Annotated in this window: 20 protein-coding genes; 15 read left to right on the top strand and 5 right to left on the bottom strand. The window is 63.1% G+C overall.

All coding sequences use genetic code 11. From position 1 onward, the window contains the following. Window positions 1-48 precede the first annotated feature (48 nt). A complete protein-coding gene (locus HCN50_RS10305) occupies window positions 49-1,281 on the top strand; it encodes a rhodanese-like domain-containing protein (RefSeq protein ID WP_171709529.1) in 1,233 nt (410 codons plus the stop codon). 58 nt (window positions 1,282-1,339) lie between these two features. Here the strand turns inward: HCN50_RS10305 and HCN50_RS10310 are convergent, their stop codons facing one another. After that, window positions 1,340-2,059, bottom strand: a complete 720-nt coding sequence (locus HCN50_RS10310; RefSeq protein ID WP_171709530.1) for a DNA-3-methyladenine glycosylase I — start codon at window positions 2,057-2,059, stop codon at window positions 1,340-1,342. Window positions 2,060-2,280: 221 nt separating this feature from the next. Here HCN50_RS10310 and HCN50_RS10315 point away from each other — a divergent pair, with 221 nt between their 5' ends. From HCN50_RS10315 to HCN50_RS10345, 8 genes are all read left to right on the top strand, one after another. After that, complete coding sequence (locus HCN50_RS10315; protein ID WP_171709531.1) at window positions 2,281-4,113, top strand: DEAD/DEAH box helicase; 1,833 nt, start codon at window positions 2,281-2,283, stop codon at window positions 4,111-4,113. Between the two features lie 103 nt (window positions 4,114-4,216). Then, window positions 4,217-4,606, top strand: coding sequence for a RidA family protein (locus HCN50_RS10320; RefSeq protein ID WP_171709532.1), 390 nt, complete (start codon window positions 4,217-4,219; stop codon window positions 4,604-4,606). A 4-nt stretch (window positions 4,607-4,610) separates the two neighbouring features. Then, window positions 4,611-5,942, top strand: a complete 1,332-nt coding sequence (locus HCN50_RS10325) for a (Fe-S)-binding protein (protein ID WP_171709533.1) — start codon at window positions 4,611-4,613, stop codon at window positions 5,940-5,942. Then, window positions 5,920-6,648 (top strand): Crp/Fnr family transcriptional regulator, encoded by a 729-nt coding sequence (locus HCN50_RS10330; RefSeq protein ID WP_171709534.1) that lies wholly within the window; start codon window positions 5,920-5,922, stop codon window positions 6,646-6,648. The genes HCN50_RS10325 and HCN50_RS10330 overlap by 23 nt, the downstream gene beginning before the upstream one ends. Before the next feature lie 36 nt (window positions 6,649-6,684). Continuing rightward, the gene (locus HCN50_RS10335) at window positions 6,685-6,972 is read left to right on the top strand and encodes a DUF1330 domain-containing protein (protein WP_171709535.1); all 288 of its coding nucleotides are present in this window, start codon (window positions 6,685-6,687) and stop codon (window positions 6,970-6,972) included. Between the two features lie 156 nt (window positions 6,973-7,128). Continuing rightward, a complete protein-coding gene (locus HCN50_RS10340) occupies window positions 7,129-7,407 on the top strand; it encodes a hypothetical protein (protein ID WP_171709536.1) in 279 nt (92 codons plus the stop codon). A 267-nt stretch (window positions 7,408-7,674) separates the two neighbouring features. Continuing rightward, window positions 7,675-7,800, top strand: a complete 126-nt coding sequence (locus HCN50_RS34230; protein ID WP_283812066.1) for a hypothetical protein — start codon at window positions 7,675-7,677, stop codon at window positions 7,798-7,800. Between the two features lie 91 nt (window positions 7,801-7,891). Next, on the top strand, window positions 7,892-9,148 hold the full coding sequence (locus HCN50_RS10345) for an aminopeptidase (RefSeq protein ID WP_171709537.1): 1,257 nt from the start codon (window positions 7,892-7,894) through the stop codon (window positions 9,146-9,148). Window positions 9,149-9,272: 124 nt separating this feature from the next. Here the strand turns inward: HCN50_RS10345 and HCN50_RS10350 are convergent, their stop codons facing one another. Together HCN50_RS10350 and HCN50_RS10355 are read right to left on the bottom strand one after the other, a co-directional pair. Beyond that, window positions 9,273-9,371 carry an alpha/beta fold hydrolase gene (locus tag HCN50_RS10350; RefSeq protein ID WP_171709538.1) on the bottom strand — a complete coding sequence of 33 codons (99 nt, stop codon included), beginning with the start codon at window positions 9,369-9,371 and terminating at the stop codon, window positions 9,273-9,275. 109 nt (window positions 9,372-9,480) lie between these two features. Then, entirely contained in the window at window positions 9,481-10,311 is an 831-nt protein-coding gene (locus HCN50_RS10355) for an MBL fold metallo-hydrolase (RefSeq protein ID WP_171709539.1), read from the bottom strand. Window positions 10,312-10,523: 212 nt separating this feature from the next. Between HCN50_RS10355 and HCN50_RS10360 the strand changes: the two genes are divergently transcribed. After that, window positions 10,524-11,408 (top strand): alpha/beta fold hydrolase, encoded by an 885-nt coding sequence (locus HCN50_RS10360; protein WP_235976925.1) that lies wholly within the window; start codon window positions 10,524-10,526, stop codon window positions 11,406-11,408. Window positions 11,409-11,472: 64 nt separating this feature from the next. Here the strand turns inward: HCN50_RS10360 and HCN50_RS10365 are convergent, their stop codons facing one another. Further along, complete coding sequence (locus HCN50_RS10365; RefSeq protein WP_171709541.1) at window positions 11,473-12,996, bottom strand: permease; 1,524 nt, start codon at window positions 12,994-12,996, stop codon at window positions 11,473-11,475. Beyond that, window positions 12,993-13,745 carry an ABC transporter ATP-binding protein gene (locus tag HCN50_RS10370; protein WP_171709542.1) on the bottom strand — a complete coding sequence of 251 codons (753 nt, stop codon included), beginning with the start codon at window positions 13,743-13,745 and terminating at the stop codon, window positions 12,993-12,995. Before HCN50_RS10370 ends, HCN50_RS10365 begins: the two co-directional genes overlap by 4 nt. Before the next feature lie 287 nt (window positions 13,746-14,032). On the opposite strand from HCN50_RS10370, the gene HCN50_RS10375 reads away from it, so the two are divergent. The 5 genes from HCN50_RS10375 to HCN50_RS10395 all read left to right on the top strand — a co-directional run bounded on the left by HCN50_RS10375 (window position 14,033) and on the right by HCN50_RS10395 (window position 19,595). Beyond that, window positions 14,033-14,908, top strand: a complete 876-nt coding sequence (locus tag HCN50_RS10375) for a branched-chain amino acid ABC transporter permease (protein ID WP_171709543.1) — start codon at window positions 14,033-14,035, stop codon at window positions 14,906-14,908. Next, window positions 14,908-16,059, top strand: coding sequence for a branched-chain amino acid ABC transporter permease (locus tag HCN50_RS10380; RefSeq protein WP_171709544.1), 1,152 nt, complete (start codon window positions 14,908-14,910; stop codon window positions 16,057-16,059). Before HCN50_RS10375 ends, HCN50_RS10380 begins: the two co-directional genes overlap by 1 nt. Then, window positions 16,056-16,814 (top strand): ABC transporter ATP-binding protein, encoded by a 759-nt coding sequence (locus tag HCN50_RS10385; protein ID WP_171709545.1) that lies wholly within the window; start codon window positions 16,056-16,058, stop codon window positions 16,812-16,814. The genes HCN50_RS10380 and HCN50_RS10385 overlap by 4 nt, the downstream gene beginning before the upstream one ends. 10 nt (window positions 16,815-16,824) lie before the next feature. Further along, complete coding sequence (locus tag HCN50_RS10390; RefSeq protein ID WP_171709546.1) at window positions 16,825-17,604, top strand: ABC transporter ATP-binding protein; 780 nt, start codon at window positions 16,825-16,827, stop codon at window positions 17,602-17,604. 152 nt (window positions 17,605-17,756) lie between these two features. Beyond that, window positions 17,757-19,595, top strand: a complete 1,839-nt coding sequence (locus HCN50_RS10395) for an AMP-dependent synthetase/ligase (RefSeq protein WP_171709547.1) — start codon at window positions 17,757-17,759, stop codon at window positions 19,593-19,595. Window positions 19,596-19,672 lie beyond the last annotated feature (77 nt).

Consider the following 19,672-nt stretch of genomic DNA (forward strand, 5'->3'; position numbering starts at 1 on the left):
GTGATGCTGCTAATGGAGCAACGACTTTTCATCCGGAATTCACGATCCATGACCGTCCCCTCCGTCCCTTCCTCTCAAGTCCGCACGGCGCTGCTGTTACGGGAAGAGATTGCGCTGCTCGATCTCAGGCACGAGGCCGTCTTCGCCACCGGCCATCCACTGTTCGCCGCCAACGTGGCGGCCGACCGGATCGCGCTCGAAGCGGAGACGCGGCTGCCGCGCAAGGACGTTGCGATCGTGCTCTACGATAACGGCGAAGGGCTCATTCCTGGGGCGGCGGATCGGCTCGCGGGGCTGGGCTACAGTCATGTCCACCAGCTCGATGGCGGGCTGCAGGGCTGGAAGTCGGCCGGTTATGAGCTGTTTCAGGACGTCAACTCCTACGCCAAGGCGTTCGGCGAACTGGTGGAGGCGCGGCGGCATACGCCTTCGCTCGCAGCAGAAGAGGTCGGCGCCCTGATCGCGGCTGGCGCCAACATCAGGATTCTCGATGTCCGCCGGTTCGACGAATACGCGACCATGAATATCCCGGGCTCGATCAGCGTGCCCGGCGCGGAACTGGTGCTGCGCGCCGGCGGCGCCGCGCCCGACCCGGAGACCACCATCATCGTCAATTGCGCCGGCCGCACCCGCTCGATCATCGGCACCCAGTCACTGATCAATGCCGGCGTCGCGAACAAGGTGGTGGCGCTGCGCAACGGAACGATCGGCTGGACCCTGGCGAAACAGAATCTCGAACACGGCGCTAATCGGCGCGGCGAGATCGGCGCCATCGGCGGCGGCGAAGCCAACGCACGCGACGTCGCCTACCGCGCCGGCGTCCGCCACATCCGGCCGGAGGAGCTGGCGTCGCTGCAGGCGCAGGCGCACCGCACGCTCTATCGCTTCGATGTACGCTCGGAGGAGGAATACACCGCCGGCCACATCACGGGCTTTCGCCATTACGCAGGCGGGCAATTGGTGCAGGAGATCGACATGGCCGCTCCGGTGCGCGGGGCGCGCATCGTGCTCACGGACGACAGAAGCGTCCGCGCCGACATGACCGCGTCCTGGCTCGCGCAAATGGGATGGGAGACTTACGTGCTCGAAGGTGGCTACGACAGTTCGCTGGAGGTAGGACCGCCGCAGGTGATTCCGAAGCCTGACCCCTCACACCGCTACCGCCGTCCCTATGAAGGCACCGACGTCAAGGAAAGCGCGATGCAGGCCTATCTCGACTGGGAATACGGCCTCGTCGAACAGCTCCGCCGCGACGCCACGCACGGATTCTTTGTCATTTGATGGCGGGTGCGTAGGTGGAGCTGACTTGTCTCGCCTTAGCTCGAAGAGCGAAGGCGCATCACTCGTCGCCGCCGAGCATGCTCTCGAGCTTATCGGCCGAATAATTCTCGCCAATTGACAGCGCGCAAATCCGTGAGAGCTGCACGTAGGCAAGCCCCGTCTCCTCGGCCCATGCATTGAACTGCGCCTGTACCTTGGCGAGGTCACGCTTCGAGGTGACGGTCTCCGCAATGTCGAGCCCGGCGTCGCGCAGGCACAGCACGACGTCGCGGGAGGTAACAAAGCCGTCCCAGCCAAGGAAGCGCAGCATCATCTGCCCGGTATTGCCGCCGAGCCGGCTGCCGCGCTTGGCCAGCAATTCCAGCAATCCGGCCTCGTCGGATGAGGGCCAGTTGGCGAGGAACTTGCCGAAGCTGCCGTGCTCCTTGGCGATGTCGCGGACAAAGCTGGCATTGGCGCGCACCGACATGATCTTGGCGCCGTTGCGCACGATGCGCGTGTCCTTCATCAGTTCGTCCCAGAACTCGTCCGGCTTCAGCGACAGCGGGCCGGGCTTGAAGCCGAGGAACGCCTTCTCGAAGCCCGGCCATTTGCTCTCGATCACGCTCCAGGCAAAGCCTGCGCAGAACACCCGCTTGGTCATCTCGGCAAGGATGCGGTCATCGCCGAGCCTGGCGAGCGCCTTCGGGTCGGGCTTGGCCGGCAGCAGCTTGGCCAGCGCCTTGGGCCCGCCCTTGCGCTTCTCGGCGCGGGCGCGAATGGTCTTGAACGCGGTCACGGTGGCTACCCCTCCGTTAAATTCCCCGACGGCAGTCTAGAAGTGATCGGCTAATCTGCAAAGAATGGGTGGCGTATGGGGTGGATTTCGCCTAATGCATCCCCATCTCACTCACATCCGTCGGGTCGTGCCGCAGCGCGTCGTTCGCGCAAGCTTCGAGCCATTTCGGTTCAGGGCAATATTCGACATTTCCGGCTGATCCAGCCAACCAGGGACATCTCGTGACATTTCTGCCCACCCATCCGCCGCTCGCCCGAGCTTTGGCGGAGCGCAATTTCGATCGGCTGACGCCGGTGCAGACGGCGGTGCTGGCCGACGATGCTGACAGCCGCGACCTCCTGGTTTCGGCGCAGACCGGCTCGGGCAAGACCGTCGCCTATGGCCTGGCGATTGCCGGCGGCCTGCTGGATGGTGCCGAGCGATTCGGTCGCGCGGCTGCGCCGCTGGCGCTGATCGTGGCGCCGACGCGCGAACTAGCGCTTCAGGTGCATCGCGAGCTCGGCTGGCTTTACCGGCATGCGGATGCCCGCGTGGTTTCCTGCGTCGGCGGCATGGACCCGCGCCGCGAGCAGCGCGAATTGGCTCAAGGTGCGCACATCGTGGTCGGCACGCCGGGCCGGCTTTGCGATCATTTGCGGCGCGGCCGGCTCGATGTCTCGGAATTGAAGGCGATCGTGCTCGACGAGGCCGACGAGATGCTCGATCTCGGTTTTCGCGAGGACATGGAATTTATTCTGCAGGCGACGCCGGATAGCCGCCGCACGCTGTTGTTCTCGGCGACCCTGCCACCCGGCATCGTTGCGCTGGCGAAGGAGTATCAGCAGGACGCGTTCCGCGTCGAAGTCGCGGGCGACGAGGGCGGCCACGCCGACATCGAATATCGCGCCGTCCGCATCGCCGCCGGGGATGCCGAGCACGCCATCGTCAATCTCCTGCGCTTCTTCGAATCGCCGGGCGCGCTGGTATTCTGCAACACGCGTGAGGCGGTGCGGCATCTGCAGGCGACGCTGCTGGAGCGCGGCTTCTCGGTGGTCGCGCTGTCGGGCGAACTGACACAGAACGAGCGGACCCACGCGCTGCAGGCGCTCCGCGACGGGCGCGTCCGCGTCTGCGTGGCGACCGATGTCGCCGCCCGCGGCATCGATCTGCCGAAGCTCGATCTTGTCATCCACGCCGATCTGCCGAACGATCCGGAGGTCATGCAACATCGCTCGGGACGCACTGGGCGGGCCGGCCGCAAGGGTGTCAGCATATTGCTGGTGCCGTCGACCCGGCGTCGCCGCGCCGATATGCTGCTCAAACTCGCCGGCATCGATGCGGCGTGGGGCATCGCCCCTCAGCCCGACGAGATCCGAAAGCTCGACCAGGAGCGGCTGCTGCGGGACGATGTGTTCACGGCAGACACCACGATTGAGGATCAGGCGCTCGCGCAGGCGCTGCTTGCCGAACGGCCAGCCGAGCAAATTGCCATCGCGCTGGCTCGGCTCTATCGCGCGCGGTTGCCTTCGCCCGAAGACATTGCCGATCCCGGCGAGGATCGCGTCAAGTCGCGTGCCGAACGCGCACGGGAGCGGACGGATCGCGCGGGGGAGCGTGGACCGAAGCCCGGAAAATCAGCAGGCCGCCATCGCATCGCGGAAGACAGCGTGTGGTTCACCGCAGCGATCGGACGGCGGAAGAACGCCGAAGCGCGCTGGCTGCTGCCGATGCTGTGCCGCCGCGGCAGCATCAAGAAGGAGGATGTCGGTGCCATCCGCATTCTCGACACCGTCACCGAATTCGAGATATCCGCGCGTGTCGCGCCCCGCTTCGCCGCCCGAATCCGGCGACCCGATAAGGAAGACAGCATCCGCATCGAGGCAATGAAAACGGCCCCGTTGCGCGAGGAGGCTCGCGAGAAGGAATGGACACCAAAGCCGCACGGCAACAACGCAAGGCGTGCCGACAAGCCCGCGTCCGGCAAGGACACGCGTTACGACACCAAAAGGCGGCGTGAAAGTGAGCCGCCGGCGCACGCCTCCGGAAAGAAGAAAAAGCAGAAGTTTCGCGGCTGACCGGCCGTTCGATTGCCGGGCTCGAGTGCCGACTACTTAACAGAGATTTCCGCAGGAGTAGTCTAGCTTTGTCCGCGCATTGAAACGGATGCCGGGAGGTCGTATGGCGAGGACAGTTCTGACGTTGGGAAAGCATTTTGAGGCGACCGTGCCGTTCTCGCTGGGCGTGATCTCGTCCGGCCGGCTGCTGCACACCGCGGGCATCACGGCGCGCGATGCGGACGGCAATGTCATCGGCGACGGCGATATGCGGGCGCAAGTGACGCAGTGCTTTGCCAACCTCGCAGACATCCTCGCCAATGCGGCAACGTCTTTCGACAAGGTCGTCAAATTCACCATATTCACGACGGACATCGACCGCTTCAACCGCGACACGCGCGATATCAGGTTTCCCTATTTCAGCGGCCGGCCCGCCGCGACGCTGGTCGAGGTGAGCAAGCTCGTCGATCCGCGGATGCTGGTCGAGATCGAGGCCATCGTTTGCTTGGATTGATGCGATGGACCGCTCGTCGCCGAGGCCACTGGCAGAATTCCTTGCCTCTGAAGCGCAGGCGATCGCCGGCGCCTGCACGACGTGCGGAGAATGCGTCAGCGTGTGCCCGGTCATTCCGCATGGCGCCGCCGCGAATGCTCCGGCCGGGCAGGTCGTTGGCGGCATTGTCGGCTTTCTCGGCGGGCAGGGAGAGCTCGATCCTGTATCGGATGCCTGGACGTCGACCTGCAATGGCTGCGGCCTGTGCATCCCCGTCTGCCCGGCGGGGATCAATCCGCGCAAGATGCTCACGCTCGCCGGCGCCAGATCGGCGTCGCGCGGATCGAAAACTCCCGAACTGTTTCGCCGGATGTCCCGCGCCATCAGGATTATGGCCGCCATGCAGTTGATCCCGGAAGAATTCCGTCGCGTGTTCGTGCCGCCCCGACCGAGGCGCGCCGCGATCGTGTTCTATCTCGGGTGCAACGCACTGCGCACGCCGCACCTGCTGTTCAATTCGATGGCGCTGCTCGACGCGCTGGGGGCTGACTATGAAGTCGTCGGCGGCCCGTCCTCCTGTTGCGGCGTGATCGCCACCAAATGGGAGGGCGAGATCCGAACCGGCGAACGCGTCACCGCGAACGCGATTGATCGCTTCGAAGGCTTCACGCCAGAAAGAGTGCTGAACTGGTGCCCAACGTGCCAATTGCATCTCGGTGAAACACTGGAAGGCTTCCGCAGGACGACTTACGAGTTCGACCATGTGACCGAATATCTCGTCAGCCGGATCGACGAATTGCGGAAAAAATTCACGACGCCGATTCCGCGGCGCGTCATCGTCCATGCCCATGTCGGTCGCGCCGATATTTGCCGTAATGTCGATTTGTTGTTGCGCGCCATTCCGGAGCTGGAAATCATCGAAACTGTCGTTGAGTCCGGATATACCTGCGGCGGCTCAGGCTGCAGCAAGGCGCCGGAGCTGGCCGCCCGCGAACACGGCGAGCTTCTCGCTCGCGCGCAGGCGACCGGTGCTGAAATCCTGGTTACCCTCCATCATGGCTGTCACGCGGCCTTTGTCGGCAGCGAGGCGCATGGAAAATTCCGCGTGCTGAACTACACCGATCTGCTCGTCGAGGCGCTCGGCGGCGTGCCCCATTCGGATCGGCTGAAGGAGTTTCGCTTGCTCGATGACTGGCAGATGATCGTCGATGAGGGCCGCCCCTATTTGCAGGCCAATGGTCTGGATGTCGATCCGGAATGGCTGAAGCAGCATGGGCCCGCCATTTTTGCGTCGCTGGAATTCAAGGGACAGCTTGACTGTTTCGAGAAAGGACATGCTCATGCAAACCCTGCCTGATGCGCGAATGCCCGGCAGAACGCTGTCGCCGAAATGGAGCATCGCGACCGAAGGGCTGAGCGCCTTGCAGCGGCAGATGCTGCTCGATCGAATGAAGGCCGTGTCGTTCGATCCGAAGCAAGTTCTGTTCGATCAGGGCGAGCCGAGCGACACGCTGCTGCTCGTCACCGAGGGCAGGGTGCGGCTGTTCCAAACCATGGAGAATGGCGAGGAGTTCACCTTCGGCATCTGCCTGCCCGGCACGATCCTGGGGCTCGCGGCGACAGTCACGGGCCAGCCCCGGATATTGTCGGCTGAAGCGCTGGAGGCGGCTACCGCATCGATCATGACGCGTCCTAATTTCCTGCGTTGTCTGTCGGAAATTCCGCCGTTCCATTGGAACATCACCCGCCTGCTCGCCATCCTCTCGATTGAAAGCATCGAACGCAGCGGGCCGATGGTGCTGGACCGCGCATCGGTGCGGCTTGGCACAATTCTCAAATCGCTGGCGCGGCCTGAGCACGGCGATGCGACGGAGCCGTCGCTGTCGGTGGTTGGCCTGAGCCAGCAGGAACTCGCCAAGATGATTGGCGTCAGCCGTAGCTGGGTCGCGATCGCGCTATCCGAATTCGAGCGGCTCGGGCTGATCTCCAAGAGCCGCGGCAAGATCGTCATCCGCAATGCCAGCCGGCTCGACGGCTTCATTGCCGACGAACGCAATCACTAAGCCTCAGCCAGCAAACTTGATCAGCACGGGACAGCCATGAGCGTCTACATCATCGCGCAATTGAAATTCACCCGCCGCGAACGCTACGATCGCTATCAGTCGCGCTTCATGGGCGTGTTCAGCAAATTCAAGGGCAAGCTCCTAGTCGCGGACGCGCATCCGGTGGTGCTGGAAGGCGAATGGCCGCGCGACAAGGTCGTGATCATGGAATTTCCCGACGACGCCGCAGCGAGGGAATTTCAGAATTCGCCGGAATATCAGGAGATATCGGTCGATCGCAAAGCGGGCGCCGACGCGGTCGTGCTAACGGTGAGGGGCCTGTAGACGGCGCCCCCCTCCTCAAGCGTGTCTCAAGGGTTAATCAGGCTTCCTCACATCCATTTGTCTCGCGCGACGGCAAGCCTGTGAAATATCTCACAGGCGTTTTTCGCGCTCGCTGACAATTTTCCCGCGCGAAAACACACACGCGGGGCATCAGCAATGCGTACCAACTTCGTTGGAGGCGAGCCCGGGCAACGCACGAAGCGCAAGGGATTTTTTGCTCGGCTCCTCGAGGCGCTGCATCGGTCGCGGCGCCGCGACGCGATACGGGTGCTGCGCCGTTACCGGCATTTGATGGCCGGGCAGGCGCAGGTGCGTCCCTCGAAACCAGCGCCGGAATCCCGACAAACCGAGAAGAGCAGCCGAAATGCCCACGGAAGTACGCCCATCCGCGCCGATCGCGCCGCGCGCGAGAACTCCAAAACGCGGTTCGCGTGACGTGACGCCATCAAGCTTCACGGCGCTCGCCATCGTCGCCGGTCTGATACTGGTCCTTCATGTCGCCGCCAGCACCGTGCTTGCCCATCCGCGGGCGCATGCGTCGCCGGCTCCGCCGGACGATGGCGCGACGTGCTTGGGTGATGCGAAGCAGCCGGTGTCATCATTGCCATTTGACTAACTTACTCGCTAGGAAAGCACAGTGTAGCCCTTTATTGCCAGCATGAAGGCGCTGGCGCTATCGCTCGGCGGCAAGATCTGTCTTCCATGCCAGCGATCGGCCTCGCCATCAGCCTGCCGGCGCTGTTTGCGGGTTCCGTGCTCGGCATTGTTGCATTCCGGAACATCGACGAGATCGGGTTTCGCCGGGTCATACTTGTGCTATTGCTGTAGTCAGGCGCTTCGCTCGCCCTGGCGTGATTTTTTGTGATCACAGTCGAAGGCTTGCGAAGCCTAGAATCCAACACTATCGGCCGAAAGAATCATGACCGCACATCAGCGCAACGTCTCCGCCTTGATCGATCCCGTGAAGCTCGACCGCCTCGCTGAAGTCGCGGTCAAGGTCGGCTTGCGGCTGAAGCCGGGACAGGACCTGCTATTGACCGCGCCCTCGACCGCGCTGCCGCTGGTGCGCCGGATTGCCGAACATGCCTACAAGGCCGGAGCGGGTATCATAACCCCGTTCCTGTCGGACGAGGAGATCACGCTGGCGCGGTATCGTTACGGCCATAACGAGAGTTTCGATCGCGCCGCCAACTGGCTCTATGAGGGCATGGCGATGGCGTTCGGCGCCAACACCGCGCGCCTTGCCATCGTCGGCGATAATCCGATGCTGTTGTCGGGAGAAGATCCGACCAAGGTGGCGCGTGCCAGCAAGGCCAATTCGATGGCCTATCAGCCGGCGCTGGAAAAGATCGTCAATTTCGAAACCAACTGGAACATCATCGCCTATCCGAGCCCGTCCTGGGCGAAGCAGGTTTTCCCTGACTTCCCGGAGGATGTCGCGGTGGCGAAGCTGGCGGATGCGATCTTTGCGGCGTCGCGTGTCGATCAGGATGGCGCTGTCGCCGCGTGGGAAAAGCACAACGCCGTGCTGCGCGAGCGGACCGAGTGGCTGAACGGCCAGCGTTTCCATGCGCTGAAATATTCCGGACCCGGCACCGATCTGACGATCGGCCTCGCTGACGGCCACGAATGGGAGGGCGGCGCCTCGACGGCGAAGAACGGCATCACCTGCAATGCCAACATTCCGACCGAGGAAGTGTTCACCACGCCGCATTGCCGGCGCGTCAGCGGCCATGTCGTCTCGTCCAAGCCACTATCCTATCAGGGCACGCTGATCGACAACATACAGGTCAGGTTCGAGGAAGGCCGCATCGTCGAAGCCAGGGCCTCGCGCGGCGAGGAGGTGCTGAAGAAGGTGCTCGACACCGACGAGGGCGCGGCGCGTCTCGGTGAAGTAGCGCTGGTGCCGCATTCCTCACCGATCTCCAAAAGCGGGCTGTTGTTCTTCAACACACTGTTCGATGAGAACGCCGCGTCGCATATCGCGCTCGGGCAATGCTATTCGAAATGCTTTGTTAACGGCGACAAGCTACCGCCGGAGCAGATCGCGGCGCAAGGCGGCAACAAGAGCCTCATTCATATCGACTGGATGATCGGATCAAGCGAGACCGACATCGACGGCATCCACGCCGACGGCAGCCGCGTTCCGGTCATGCGCAAAGGCGAGTGGGCGTAATCAGTCCAGCTTGCCTCGCGGAGTCTGTCCTCGGGTGCATTCGCGCAGCCCGTTGGCTCGCAATACGCTGATGACTGCCTCTGGTTTCGCTTGCATGCCGTCATATGATCACGCTCGTGATGCATTAGCCCGACAGGCCGCGGATGAAATCCAGCAGCGTGATATTGACCTGGCTGGGGCGCTCCTGCTGGGTCCAGTGTCCGCAGCCGGGCAGAATTTGCACATCACACAGCTTCGCAACGACTTGCCTGAGGTTGGTGATGTGCTCTCCAAGCCAGGGGGGGCAGCCATCACCATATCGTGGTCACCGGCGATAAAGAGCGCCGGGACCTTCACACCCCCTCGAGAATGATCACCGTCGGCGTGCCCGGCAGCGTGTCGCGCGAGATCTTCAACGTCCGCTCGGTCCGCTGGTCGATGACGAATTGCTGGCCGATCAGGCGCATGAACTCGTCGAGCGGGGTGGCGAAGCGGTGCATCGGCAGCACCACGGAGGCGCGCAGCCGCCGCGTGATCTCGGAGACACCGTCGAGCGACATCGTATAAGTGCCGTCGATCGGAACCATGACGATGTCGAGCCGGCCGATCGCCGCGAAATGGGTCTCGTCTAACTTGTGATGCAGATGCCCGAGATGGCCGATGCAGAGGCCGGCAACCTCGAAGATGAAGATCGAATTGCCGTCCTTGATCATTCCCCCGCCCGAGCCCTCGCCATAGTAGCGGCGGATGTCGGTGGGAACGTTGCGGACGTAGACGTCACCGATCCGCGTTGAGATATGCGCTGCCTGGCCGTTCTCGCCCCAGCCATGCAGGACGTGCGGAATTTTCGGATCGGGAAACAACGTGTAGTGCGTCGAGTGCGCGCGGTTCATGGTGACGATATCGGGCAGCCGGCCGGTCCGGTAGGCGCCGTTGAAATCGGTCGCGATGCGCACGCCGCCGGGCGTGTCGATGTAATAGGTGGAGTGCCCGACATAGGTGATCGCGACCTCTTCGACCTTGGCGGCGGTGCGGCGCAGGTTGACCGGAATGGCGCGTGACGGTGCGTTCGCCATGGCGAGGCACTCGCTGCGCAAAGCCTGCTGCTGGGCGGCCGCCGGGACGATCAGCGAACCGAGGAAGGCAAGGGCGACGGCAAGTGATACGTTAAGCGATCGCGACATGGCTGGACCCATCGGCGGTGAAGGCCGCGCCCGACACTGTATCGCCGAATTCCGCGGACGTCATGATGACATTCCCGCAACGGCTGCATGCCGGATTTGCTTCATCGGGTCCAGGCCATGCCATATTATTGGAAATAACAAGGGAGTTCGCCGTGACTGAAGAGACCGCTTCGCCGGCTTCGCGCGTCGCATCATCGAAGCGGCTCGAGCCGCTGCGCCAGATCGATGCCGGGGTCCTCAGCATCGCCTATTACGAGGCGGGTCCCCCCGATGGACCGGCCGTGATGCTGATGCATGGCTTTCCATACGACATTCATTCCTATGTCGACGTCGCACCGAAACTGGCGGCCCAGGGCTGCCGGGTCATCGTTCCCTATCTGCGGGGCTACGGCCCGACCCGGTTTCGCGATCCCGCCACGCCGCGCTCGGGCGAACAGGCGGCGGTCGGCGCGGACATGATGGCGCTGATCGACGCGCTCGGCATCCGGCGCGCGGTGTTCGCAGGCTATGACTGGGGTGGGCGCGCGGCCTGCGTCGGCGCGGCGCTATGGCCGGAGCGCTGCATTGGGCTCGTGTGCGTCAACTCCTACCTGATCCAGGATATCGCCAACGCCATGGTGCCGATGCATCCTGAACGCGAGGTCGCGCTGTGGTACCAGTACTATTTCCAGCTCGATCGCGGCCGCGCCGGCCTTGCCGCCAACCGGCGTGAGATCGCCCGCATATTGTGGAAGCAATGGTCGCCGAACTGGGCGTTCGACGATGCCTGTTTCGAGCGAACGGCAGTGGCCCATGACAATCCCGACTACGTCGGTGTGGTGATCCACAGCTATCGCCACCGCTTTGGTCTGGCCGAGGGCGATCCGCAGTATGCGGATATCCAGCGCCGGCTGACGGCGCTGCCTCCGATCACCGTGCCGTCAATCACGCTGGATGGCGCGGGCGATGGCGTAGCGCCCGCGAGCGATGGCGCCGTCAGCGCGTCGAAATTCACCGGCCGCCGCGTCCACCGCGTGGTGCCGCGCGTCGGCCACAATCTGCCGCAGGAAGCGCCGGAGGCATTTGCGGCGGCGGTGATGGAGCTAGTCCGCGGATAGGTCGACTTTGCCTTGCTTAAGGTCAGTTGGGCAGAAGACAAAAATGCCTCAAGGGGTCCCTCGATCAATCGCGCCGCGGGCTGATCTTCCACGTCGCTGCCAGGATCGCCGCTGTCATTACGCCGCTGATCACGGCGGCGATCGGGATCGTGACGGCGAGCGCTGCGGTCGCTGCCCAGCCGATCGAGCAGAAGGCTTCGGCAAATGTCGCCAGCCGAGACGAAGTCTGGCGACGGCGGAATTGGCTGCGTTTGGCCTGCACGCGGAACCAGAGCTGGATCGCAGCGGCAGAGACGGTCGCGACGATGATGCCGAGTGCGGTGACGATCGCCTGTGTCATGGACGCAAACGCAAGGGCTGCGATCAGTGGCGCGAAGATGGCGCCGATTGAAGCTAGCACCACTTCGATCTTGGCGCGGATAACGCGCGACGGCGGCAGCGGCGCTGTCGCGACCAGGTCGGCGGCATCTTCACCCGAGATCGTCAGCCAGGCCAGGCCGCCGGCGAGCTGGCCAGCCGCCATCACGATCACGGGCGTGATCAGCACGATCGCGGCCGAGCTTTCGGAAAAACTGCGCCACAGCAGCAAGGCCGGCGGCACCAGATACAACAATTGCATCAGGCTTTGCGACAACAGCCAGGGGTCGCGCCGCAGCAGCAGGAACTCCTTGGCGCGCAACGCGTGCTGCCGCGAGCCGCCACGAAACGCCGTTGCGCGCGCACCGCGGGGGACGGATTGGGTGGTGGCGGCGACACGGACGACGGTATCGGCAAATCGCGGCGAGAATACCGCCATCACGGCGCCGAGCAGCAGGAGCCCGCCGGCCATGAGCCATGACAGCACCATGCCCTCGCCGATCGCCGCGCGCGCCGGCCACCACAGCGGGCTGTCGAGATCAGGCGCATAGGCGGAAGCGGCGTCAGAGGTCAGCACCGCAAAGCGCGACAACGTGCCATAGGAAAGGATCGCTGCGACCTGCAGCGCGATCACGAAGCCGGCACCGATGACAGCGGCCACGATCTGCGCGACCAGGCGGGTGCGGCTCGGACCGATCAGGCGGAATAGCAACACGGTGATCGCGATCGCCACCGCTGCAGCCGAAAGGCCGATGGCGACGACGATGCCGAACGCGGAGAGCCATCGCGCGCCACCGCCGAGCACGAGAACGTCGACAAAGGGCGTCGACAGGAGCAGCGCCATGCCGATGACCGACAGCGCGATCGCGACGATCCGCACCGAGAAAACGTTGGCGAGATTGACCGGCGACGACATCAGGAGATCGAGATCGGCGCGGGCGTAAAACACCCGCGTCACCGATTCGATCGCTTGCGACAGCATCAAGGCCCAGGCGAGAAAGATGGTCGCCGTGATGACGATCAATTCCGGCTTGCCGAGCGGAGCTTGCAAATCGGCGAAGCGGCCGATCACCGCGTAGGCCGGCAAATGCATGATGGCGGCGAACACGATCAGGGCAATGACCGCGCGCTTTCGTTTGCCGCGGCTGCCGGCGATGATTGCCAGCCATTCGCGCCAGGCCAGCCGGACCTCGTGCCGGGCAAACCAGGTGAGTGCCGCGGCCGAACTCATGCGGCGGCGGCCTCGGCGTCGACGAGGGCGATGAACATGTCTTCGAGGGTGGTGTCGCCGCGGCCGGTCTGCTGGCGCAGCTCGGTGAGCGTGCCCTCGGCGACCAGGCGGCCCGCGGCGATGACGCCGATCCGGTCGGCCATCCGCTCGGCGACTTCGAGAATATGCGTCGTGATGATCACGGTGCAGCCGGAACGGACGCGTTCCTGCAGCAAGCCCTTGACGTGACGCGCCGACAGCGCATCCAGCCCGGTGAGCGGCTCGTCCAGAATAATGAGCCGGGGATCGTGGACCAGCGCGCCGGCCAGCGCGACCTTCTGGCGCATGCCCTTGGAAAATCCCTCGCAGCGTTCGTGCAGATGCGGCTCCAGCCCGAGCGACAGCAGAAGCTGATGCGCGGAGGGAGCAGAAACGGCGGGATCGATGCCCCACAGGCCGGCGACGAATTCGAGATATTCCAGCGGCGTCAGCTTGTCGTAGATCATCGGCTCGTCGGAAACCCAGGCCATGATCTGCTTGGCGGCGACGGGGTCGGCAAGCGCATCGATACCCAGGATCGAGATGGAGCCAGCGTCGGGCTTGAGCAGACCGGCGACCATGCGCAAGGTCGTGGTCTTGCCGGCGCCGTTGGGGCCGAGCAGGGCATAGAACTCGCCGGTGCGAATGGTGAGGTCGAGGGCATCGACCGCCGGGCGGTCAAAACGCTTCGTTAACCCTCGCACTTCGAGCGCCGATACGTCCGCGTTCATGATTTCGGGGCGATCCAGTTGTTCATTACGGACCATGGACCGAAGAACTTTCGGTGCGGTGAATCTTGCACCCCAAATCGCAGCGATCCCCGCAACTTCCCGGGCTGCGGCATTTCTCCGCAATTGTTAACGGCACAGCACGCAGGGCTTTGTTGACAGCGCTCGGCGCTTTGGGCTCAATGCAGCGGGACATGTGCAGCTGTCGGCATTGTGGATGCCAGGCAGCGTGTAGACACAAGATGCGAAAGAGGCGATCGACAGAATCGCCCGGCATCGGGGAGGGAATGATGCTGGACTTCGTTCAGCAGCTCGTGAGTGGCATCGCGCTCGGCTGCGTCTATGGCCTGATCGCGCTTGGTTTCGTGCTCGTTTACAAGGCAACCGAGGTCGTCAATTTCGCCCAGGGCGACTTGATGATGCTGGGCGGATTCTTCGCCTTCACGTTCATCGGCATGCTCGGTCTCAATTACTGGCTCGGATTCGCCGGCGCGGTCGCGGCCATGGCGCTGTTCGGCATGCTCGCCGAACGGGTCGTTGTGCGTCCGATTCTCGGCTATCCGCAGTTTTCCATCATCATGGCTACCATCGGGCTCGGATATTTCCTGCGCTCCGTGGTCGGCATGATCTGGGGCACTGACGATTTCAAGATCGAGACGCCGTTCAGCGAAGGCGTGCTGCGGATCGGTTCGCTGGTGCTGGCCTACGACAAGCTCTCGGTGATCGCCGCCACCATCATCCTTTGCGCGCTATTGTACCTGTTTTTCAACCGCACCACGCTCGGTACCGCGATGCGCGCCAGTTCGGAGAACATGCTGGCTGCCTATTACATGGGCATTCCAGTCAAGCGCGTGGTGTCGATCGTGTGGGCGATCTCTGCGGCGGTTGCGACCGCGGCCGGCGTGCTGCTGGCGCCGATCACCTTCATTCACTCCAATGTCGGCCTCGTGCTGGGCCTGAAGGCGTTTCCGGCTGCGGTGCTCGGCGGCTTCGGCTCGATTCCCGGCGCTGTTGTAGGCGGCGTGCTGATCGGCGTGATCGAGAGCATGGCCGGCTTCTACCTGCCGCAGGGCTGGAAGGACGTCGCGCCCTACATCGTTCTTCTGGTGGTGCTGCTGCTCAAGCCCGAAGGCCTGTTCGGTATTCACATGCGGAAGAAGGTCTGATGCGATTCCTCTTCAAGACGGACTACGAAGACGACATCAAGCTGTTTCCGCACAGCGGCTACGTCATCTCCTATGGGCTTCTGCTGGCGTGTCTCCTGATCGCGCCGTTCGTGCTGTCGAGCTATCTCGTCAGCCAACTGGTATTCGTCTGCATCTACGCCACTGTCGGTGTGGGGCTGATGATTCTCACCGGCTTCACCGGACAGGCTTCGCTTGGGCACGCCGCCTTTCTGGCGATCGGCGCCTATACGGCGGCTTACCTGCAGCAATACAACGTGCCCTTTCCGGTCTATTTCCTGGCCGGCGGACTGTTGACCGGCGTGGTCGGTGCGCTGGTCGGATTCCCGGCGCTGCGGCTGACGGGCATCTACCTGGTCATCGCCACGATTTCCTTTGCCTTCATCGTCGAGGAAATCCTGGCGCGCTGGGAAACCGTGACCAACGGCAACGAGGGCATGCGGGTCAAGACGCTGAGCCTGTTCGGACAGGCGGTGCCGCGCGACGGCCCGACCTTCTATTATCTCTGTCTTGCCGTCCTGGTCCTTACCATCGTCGGCACCCTCAATCTGCTGCGCTCGCCGACGGGCCGCGCCTTCGTCGCCATCCGCGACAGTGAAACGGCAGCGCGCAGCATGGGCATCAACGTTTCGCTCTACAAGGTGAAGTCGTTTGCGATCAGCGCCGGTATCACCGGGCTCGCCGGCGTGCTGTTCGCGCACAAGCTCTCTTTCATCTCTCCGGAAATGTTCACGCTGCAGCTCTCGATCGAGTTCATCATCGTGATCCTGATCGGCGGCACCTTCAGCCTGCACGGCGCGGTGCTCGGCGCTATCTTCCTCGTAATGATCGATCCGTTCCTGACCTATCTGAAGGACGACCTGCCCGGCATCATCGCCGGCGTCGCCGCAGCCTTCGGCGCGGACAGCATCACGGCTGGAAAAATCCACGGCAACGTCGCCGCCATCGCCTCCGCCAACGGCCTGAAGGGCGCCATCTACGGGATCATCATCGTGCTGTTCGTGCTGTTCGAACCGCTCGGTCTCTATGGCCGCTGGCTGAAGATCAAACTCTTCTTCCAGCTTTTCCCGCTCTACAAGCGCGCCACTTTCAAGCGTCAAAAGATCTACGTGAAATCGGAGCGGAACCGATGAGCTATTTCCGCGCGGAAAACCTGTCCTTGCATTTCGGCGGCCTCAAGGCGGTCGATTCCGTCAGCTTCGCGGTGGAGAAGGGCGAGATCCTCTCGATCATCGGCCCGAACGGCGCCGGCAAAAGCTCGATCTTCAACCTGATTTCGCGGATCTACCCGCCGACCTCGGGCAAGATCTTCTTCGAGGACCAGGACATCACGCAGCAGCCGGCCTACGACATTGCCGGCCTCGGCATTGCCCGCACCTTCCAGAACATCGAGTTGTTCGAGAATGCGACCATGCTGAGCAATCTCCTGGTCGGCCGCCACCGTCATTCCACGACGCAGCTCTGGCAGGAATTGCTGTTTCTGCCGAGCGTGCGCGCCGGTGAAAAGATGCACCGCCGCCGCGTCGAGCAGGTGATCGAATTCCTCGATCTCGAGGCATATCGCGACAAGCTGATCTCGGGACTGCCCTACGGTGTCCGCAAGGTGATCGAATTGGCGCGCGCGCTTTGCTCGGAACCGAAGCTGATCCTCTTGGACGAGCCCTCGTCCGGGCTCAATGTCGAGGAGACCGAGGACATGTCGTTCTGGATCCGCGACATGAAGACCGAGCTCGGCATCACCGTTTTGATGGTCGAGCACGATATGACGCTGGTCAATCGCGTCTCCGACCGCGTGATCGCGCTCAACTACGGCCGCGTGCTGGCGATGGGCTCGCCGTCCGAGGTGCAGCGCCATCCCGATGTCGTCGCCGCCTATCTCGGCGCATGAGGATGATGCCATGAGCGCTTCCGACATCATCCTCAAGCTGAGCAATATCGAGAGCTATTACGGGCCGATCATGGCCATCCGCGGCATCAGTCTCGAGGTGCCGCGCGGCCGTATCGTCACCCTGCTCGGCGCCAATGGCGCCGGCAAGACCACTGTGCTCAAGACAATCTCCGGCATTCTCGATCCGCAGAAGGGCTCGATCGAATTTCTGGGCAAGCCGATCCAGCGCATGGAGGCCGACAAGATCGTGCGGCTGGGCTTAAGCCACGTGCCTGAAGGCCGCGAGGTGTTTCCGTTCCTGTCGGTACGCGAAAACCTGATGATGGGGGCCTATCCGCGCAAGGATCGCGCCGGCGTCGCCGAGGATCTCGATCGTGTCTACGGCTATTTCCCGCGGCTGAAGGAGCGCATCAACCAGCCGGCGGGGCAGCTTTCCGGCGGCGAGCAGCAAATGCTGGCGATCGGGCGGGCGCTGATGAACCGACCGACCCTGCTGCTGCTTGACGAGCCGTCGCTTGGCCTGTCGCCGATCCTGGTGAAGGAGATCTTCACCATCATCAAGCGCGTCAACGAGGAGCAGGGTATGTCGATCCTCCTGGTCGAGCAGAACGCCAAGGTGGCGCTGGAGACCGCGCATTACGGCTACGTGCTGGAAATCGGCCGTGTCGTGATGAACGACACCTGCGAGCGGTTGATGAATTCAAAGGACATCCAGGAATTCTACCTCGGCGCCAAGGAAGAAGGCGCCCGCGGCGAACGGCGCTGGAAAAAGAAGAAGACGTGGCGCTAGAGGACTTGGCGTTGGAAGACCCAGCGTTAACCGTCGCAGTCAAAAGCGTGGCATTTAGAACGGGTTAGAGCTAGATTCAGGGCCTGCTTCAAGAAACCAAGACCGGTTGCCAAGACCGGCACCTGAGGCAGGCGACAGAGGGAGGAGAGCGCATGGCCAGACCGGCAGTGCTGACGGTCGCCGACACGATCGCGAGGAGCTTTCTGAAATCCGTGGAGACCCGCGGCGATCGGCCGGCGATCCGCGAAAAGAAGTTCGGCATCTGGCAGCCGACCAGTTGGCGCGAGTGGCTGCAGATCTCCAAGGACATCGCGTTCGGCCTTCATGCCACCGGTTTCCAGCCCGGCGACGTCGCCTCGATCATCGCCAATGCGGTGCCCGAATGGGTCTATGCCGATATGGGTATCCTCTGCGCCGGCGGCGTCTCGTCCGGCATCTACCCGACCGACTCGTCGGCGCAGGTCGAATATTTGATCAACGATTCCTCGACCAAGGTCATCTTCGCGGAAGACGAAGAGCAGCTCGACAAGATCCTGACCTGCCGTTCGCGCTGTCCGACATTGCAGAAGATTGTCGTGTTCGACATGGAAGGCCTCCACGGTTTCAGCGATCCGATGGTGCTGTCGCTGGCCGAGTTCATGGCGCTCGGGCGCAACCACGCGCAGGGCAATGAGGCGCTGTGGGATGAGATGATCGGGAGCCGCTCGGCCGGCGACCTCGCCATTCTCGTCTACACTTCGGGCACCACGGGCCCGCCCAAGGGCGCCATGCATTCCAACCGCAGCGTGACGCACCAGATGCGCCACGCCAACGACCTGTTTCCGTCGACCGATCACGAGGAGCGGCTGGTGTTCCTACCGCTCTGCCACGTCGCCGAGCGGGTCGGCGGCTATTACGTCTCGCTGGCGCTGGGATCGGTGATGAACTTCGCCGAAAGTCCGGAAACCGTGCCGGACAATCTGCGCGAGGTGCAGCCGACCGCCTTCCTCGCGGTGCCCCGGATCTGGGAAAAATTCTATTCCGGAATCACGATCGCGCTGAAGGACGCGACCACATTCCAGAACTGGATGTACCGCAACGCGCTCGCCATCGGCAACCGGATGACCGAGTACAAGCTGCAGGGCGATACGCCGCCTTTCTCGCTGCGGCTCGCCAATCGCGCCGCCTATTGGCTGGTGTTCCGCAACATCCGCCGCATGCTCGGGCTCGACCGCTGCCGCCTGGCCTTTACCGGCGCGGCGCCGATCGCACCCGATCTGATCCGCTGGTATCTCGCGCTCGGTCTCGACATGCGCGAGGTCTACGGCCAGACCGAGAACTGCGGCGTCGCGACCATCATGCCTCCCGACCGCATCAAGCTCGGTTCTGTCGGCAAAGCCGCGCCCTGGGGTGAGGTTGCGATTTCGCCGCAGGGTGAAATCCTGATCCGCGGCGATTTCCTGTTCATGGGCTATCTGAACCAGCCGGAGAAAACCGCCGAGACCATCGACGCCAAGGGTTGGCTGCACACCGGCGATGTCGGCTCGATCGACAATGAGGGCTTCGTCAGGATCACCGACCGGATGAAGGACATCATCATCACCTCGGGCGGCAAGAACATCACGCCGTCGGAGATCGAGAACCAGCTAAAATTCTCGCCCTACGTTTCGGATGCCGTGGTGATCGGCGACAAGCGACCCTATCTGACCTGCCTCATCATGATCGACCAGGAGAATGTCGAAAAATACGCGCAGGACCACGATATTCCCTTCACCAACTATGCCAGCCTGTGTCGTGCCCGGGAAATCCAGGACCTGATCCAGCGCGAGATCGAGGCGGTCAATGCCAACTTCGCGCGTGTCGAAACCATCAAGAAGTTCTACCTGATCGAGCGTCAACTTACGCCTGAGGACGAGGAGCTTACGCCGACCATGAAGCTGAAGCGCAGCTTCGTGAACAAGCGCTATGCGGCCGAGATCGAGGCCATGTATCGCGAGAAGGCGGTGGCGTAGGCGATATTTGGAACCAAGATATTTGAAAACGGCGAAGGATCGAGAAGGCCCACCCTTCGCGCAACACGGGCCAAGGA

Source organism: Bradyrhizobium archetypum (assembly GCF_013114835.1).
Taxonomy (GTDB): domain Bacteria; phylum Pseudomonadota; class Alphaproteobacteria; order Rhizobiales; family Xanthobacteraceae; genus Bradyrhizobium; species Bradyrhizobium archetypum.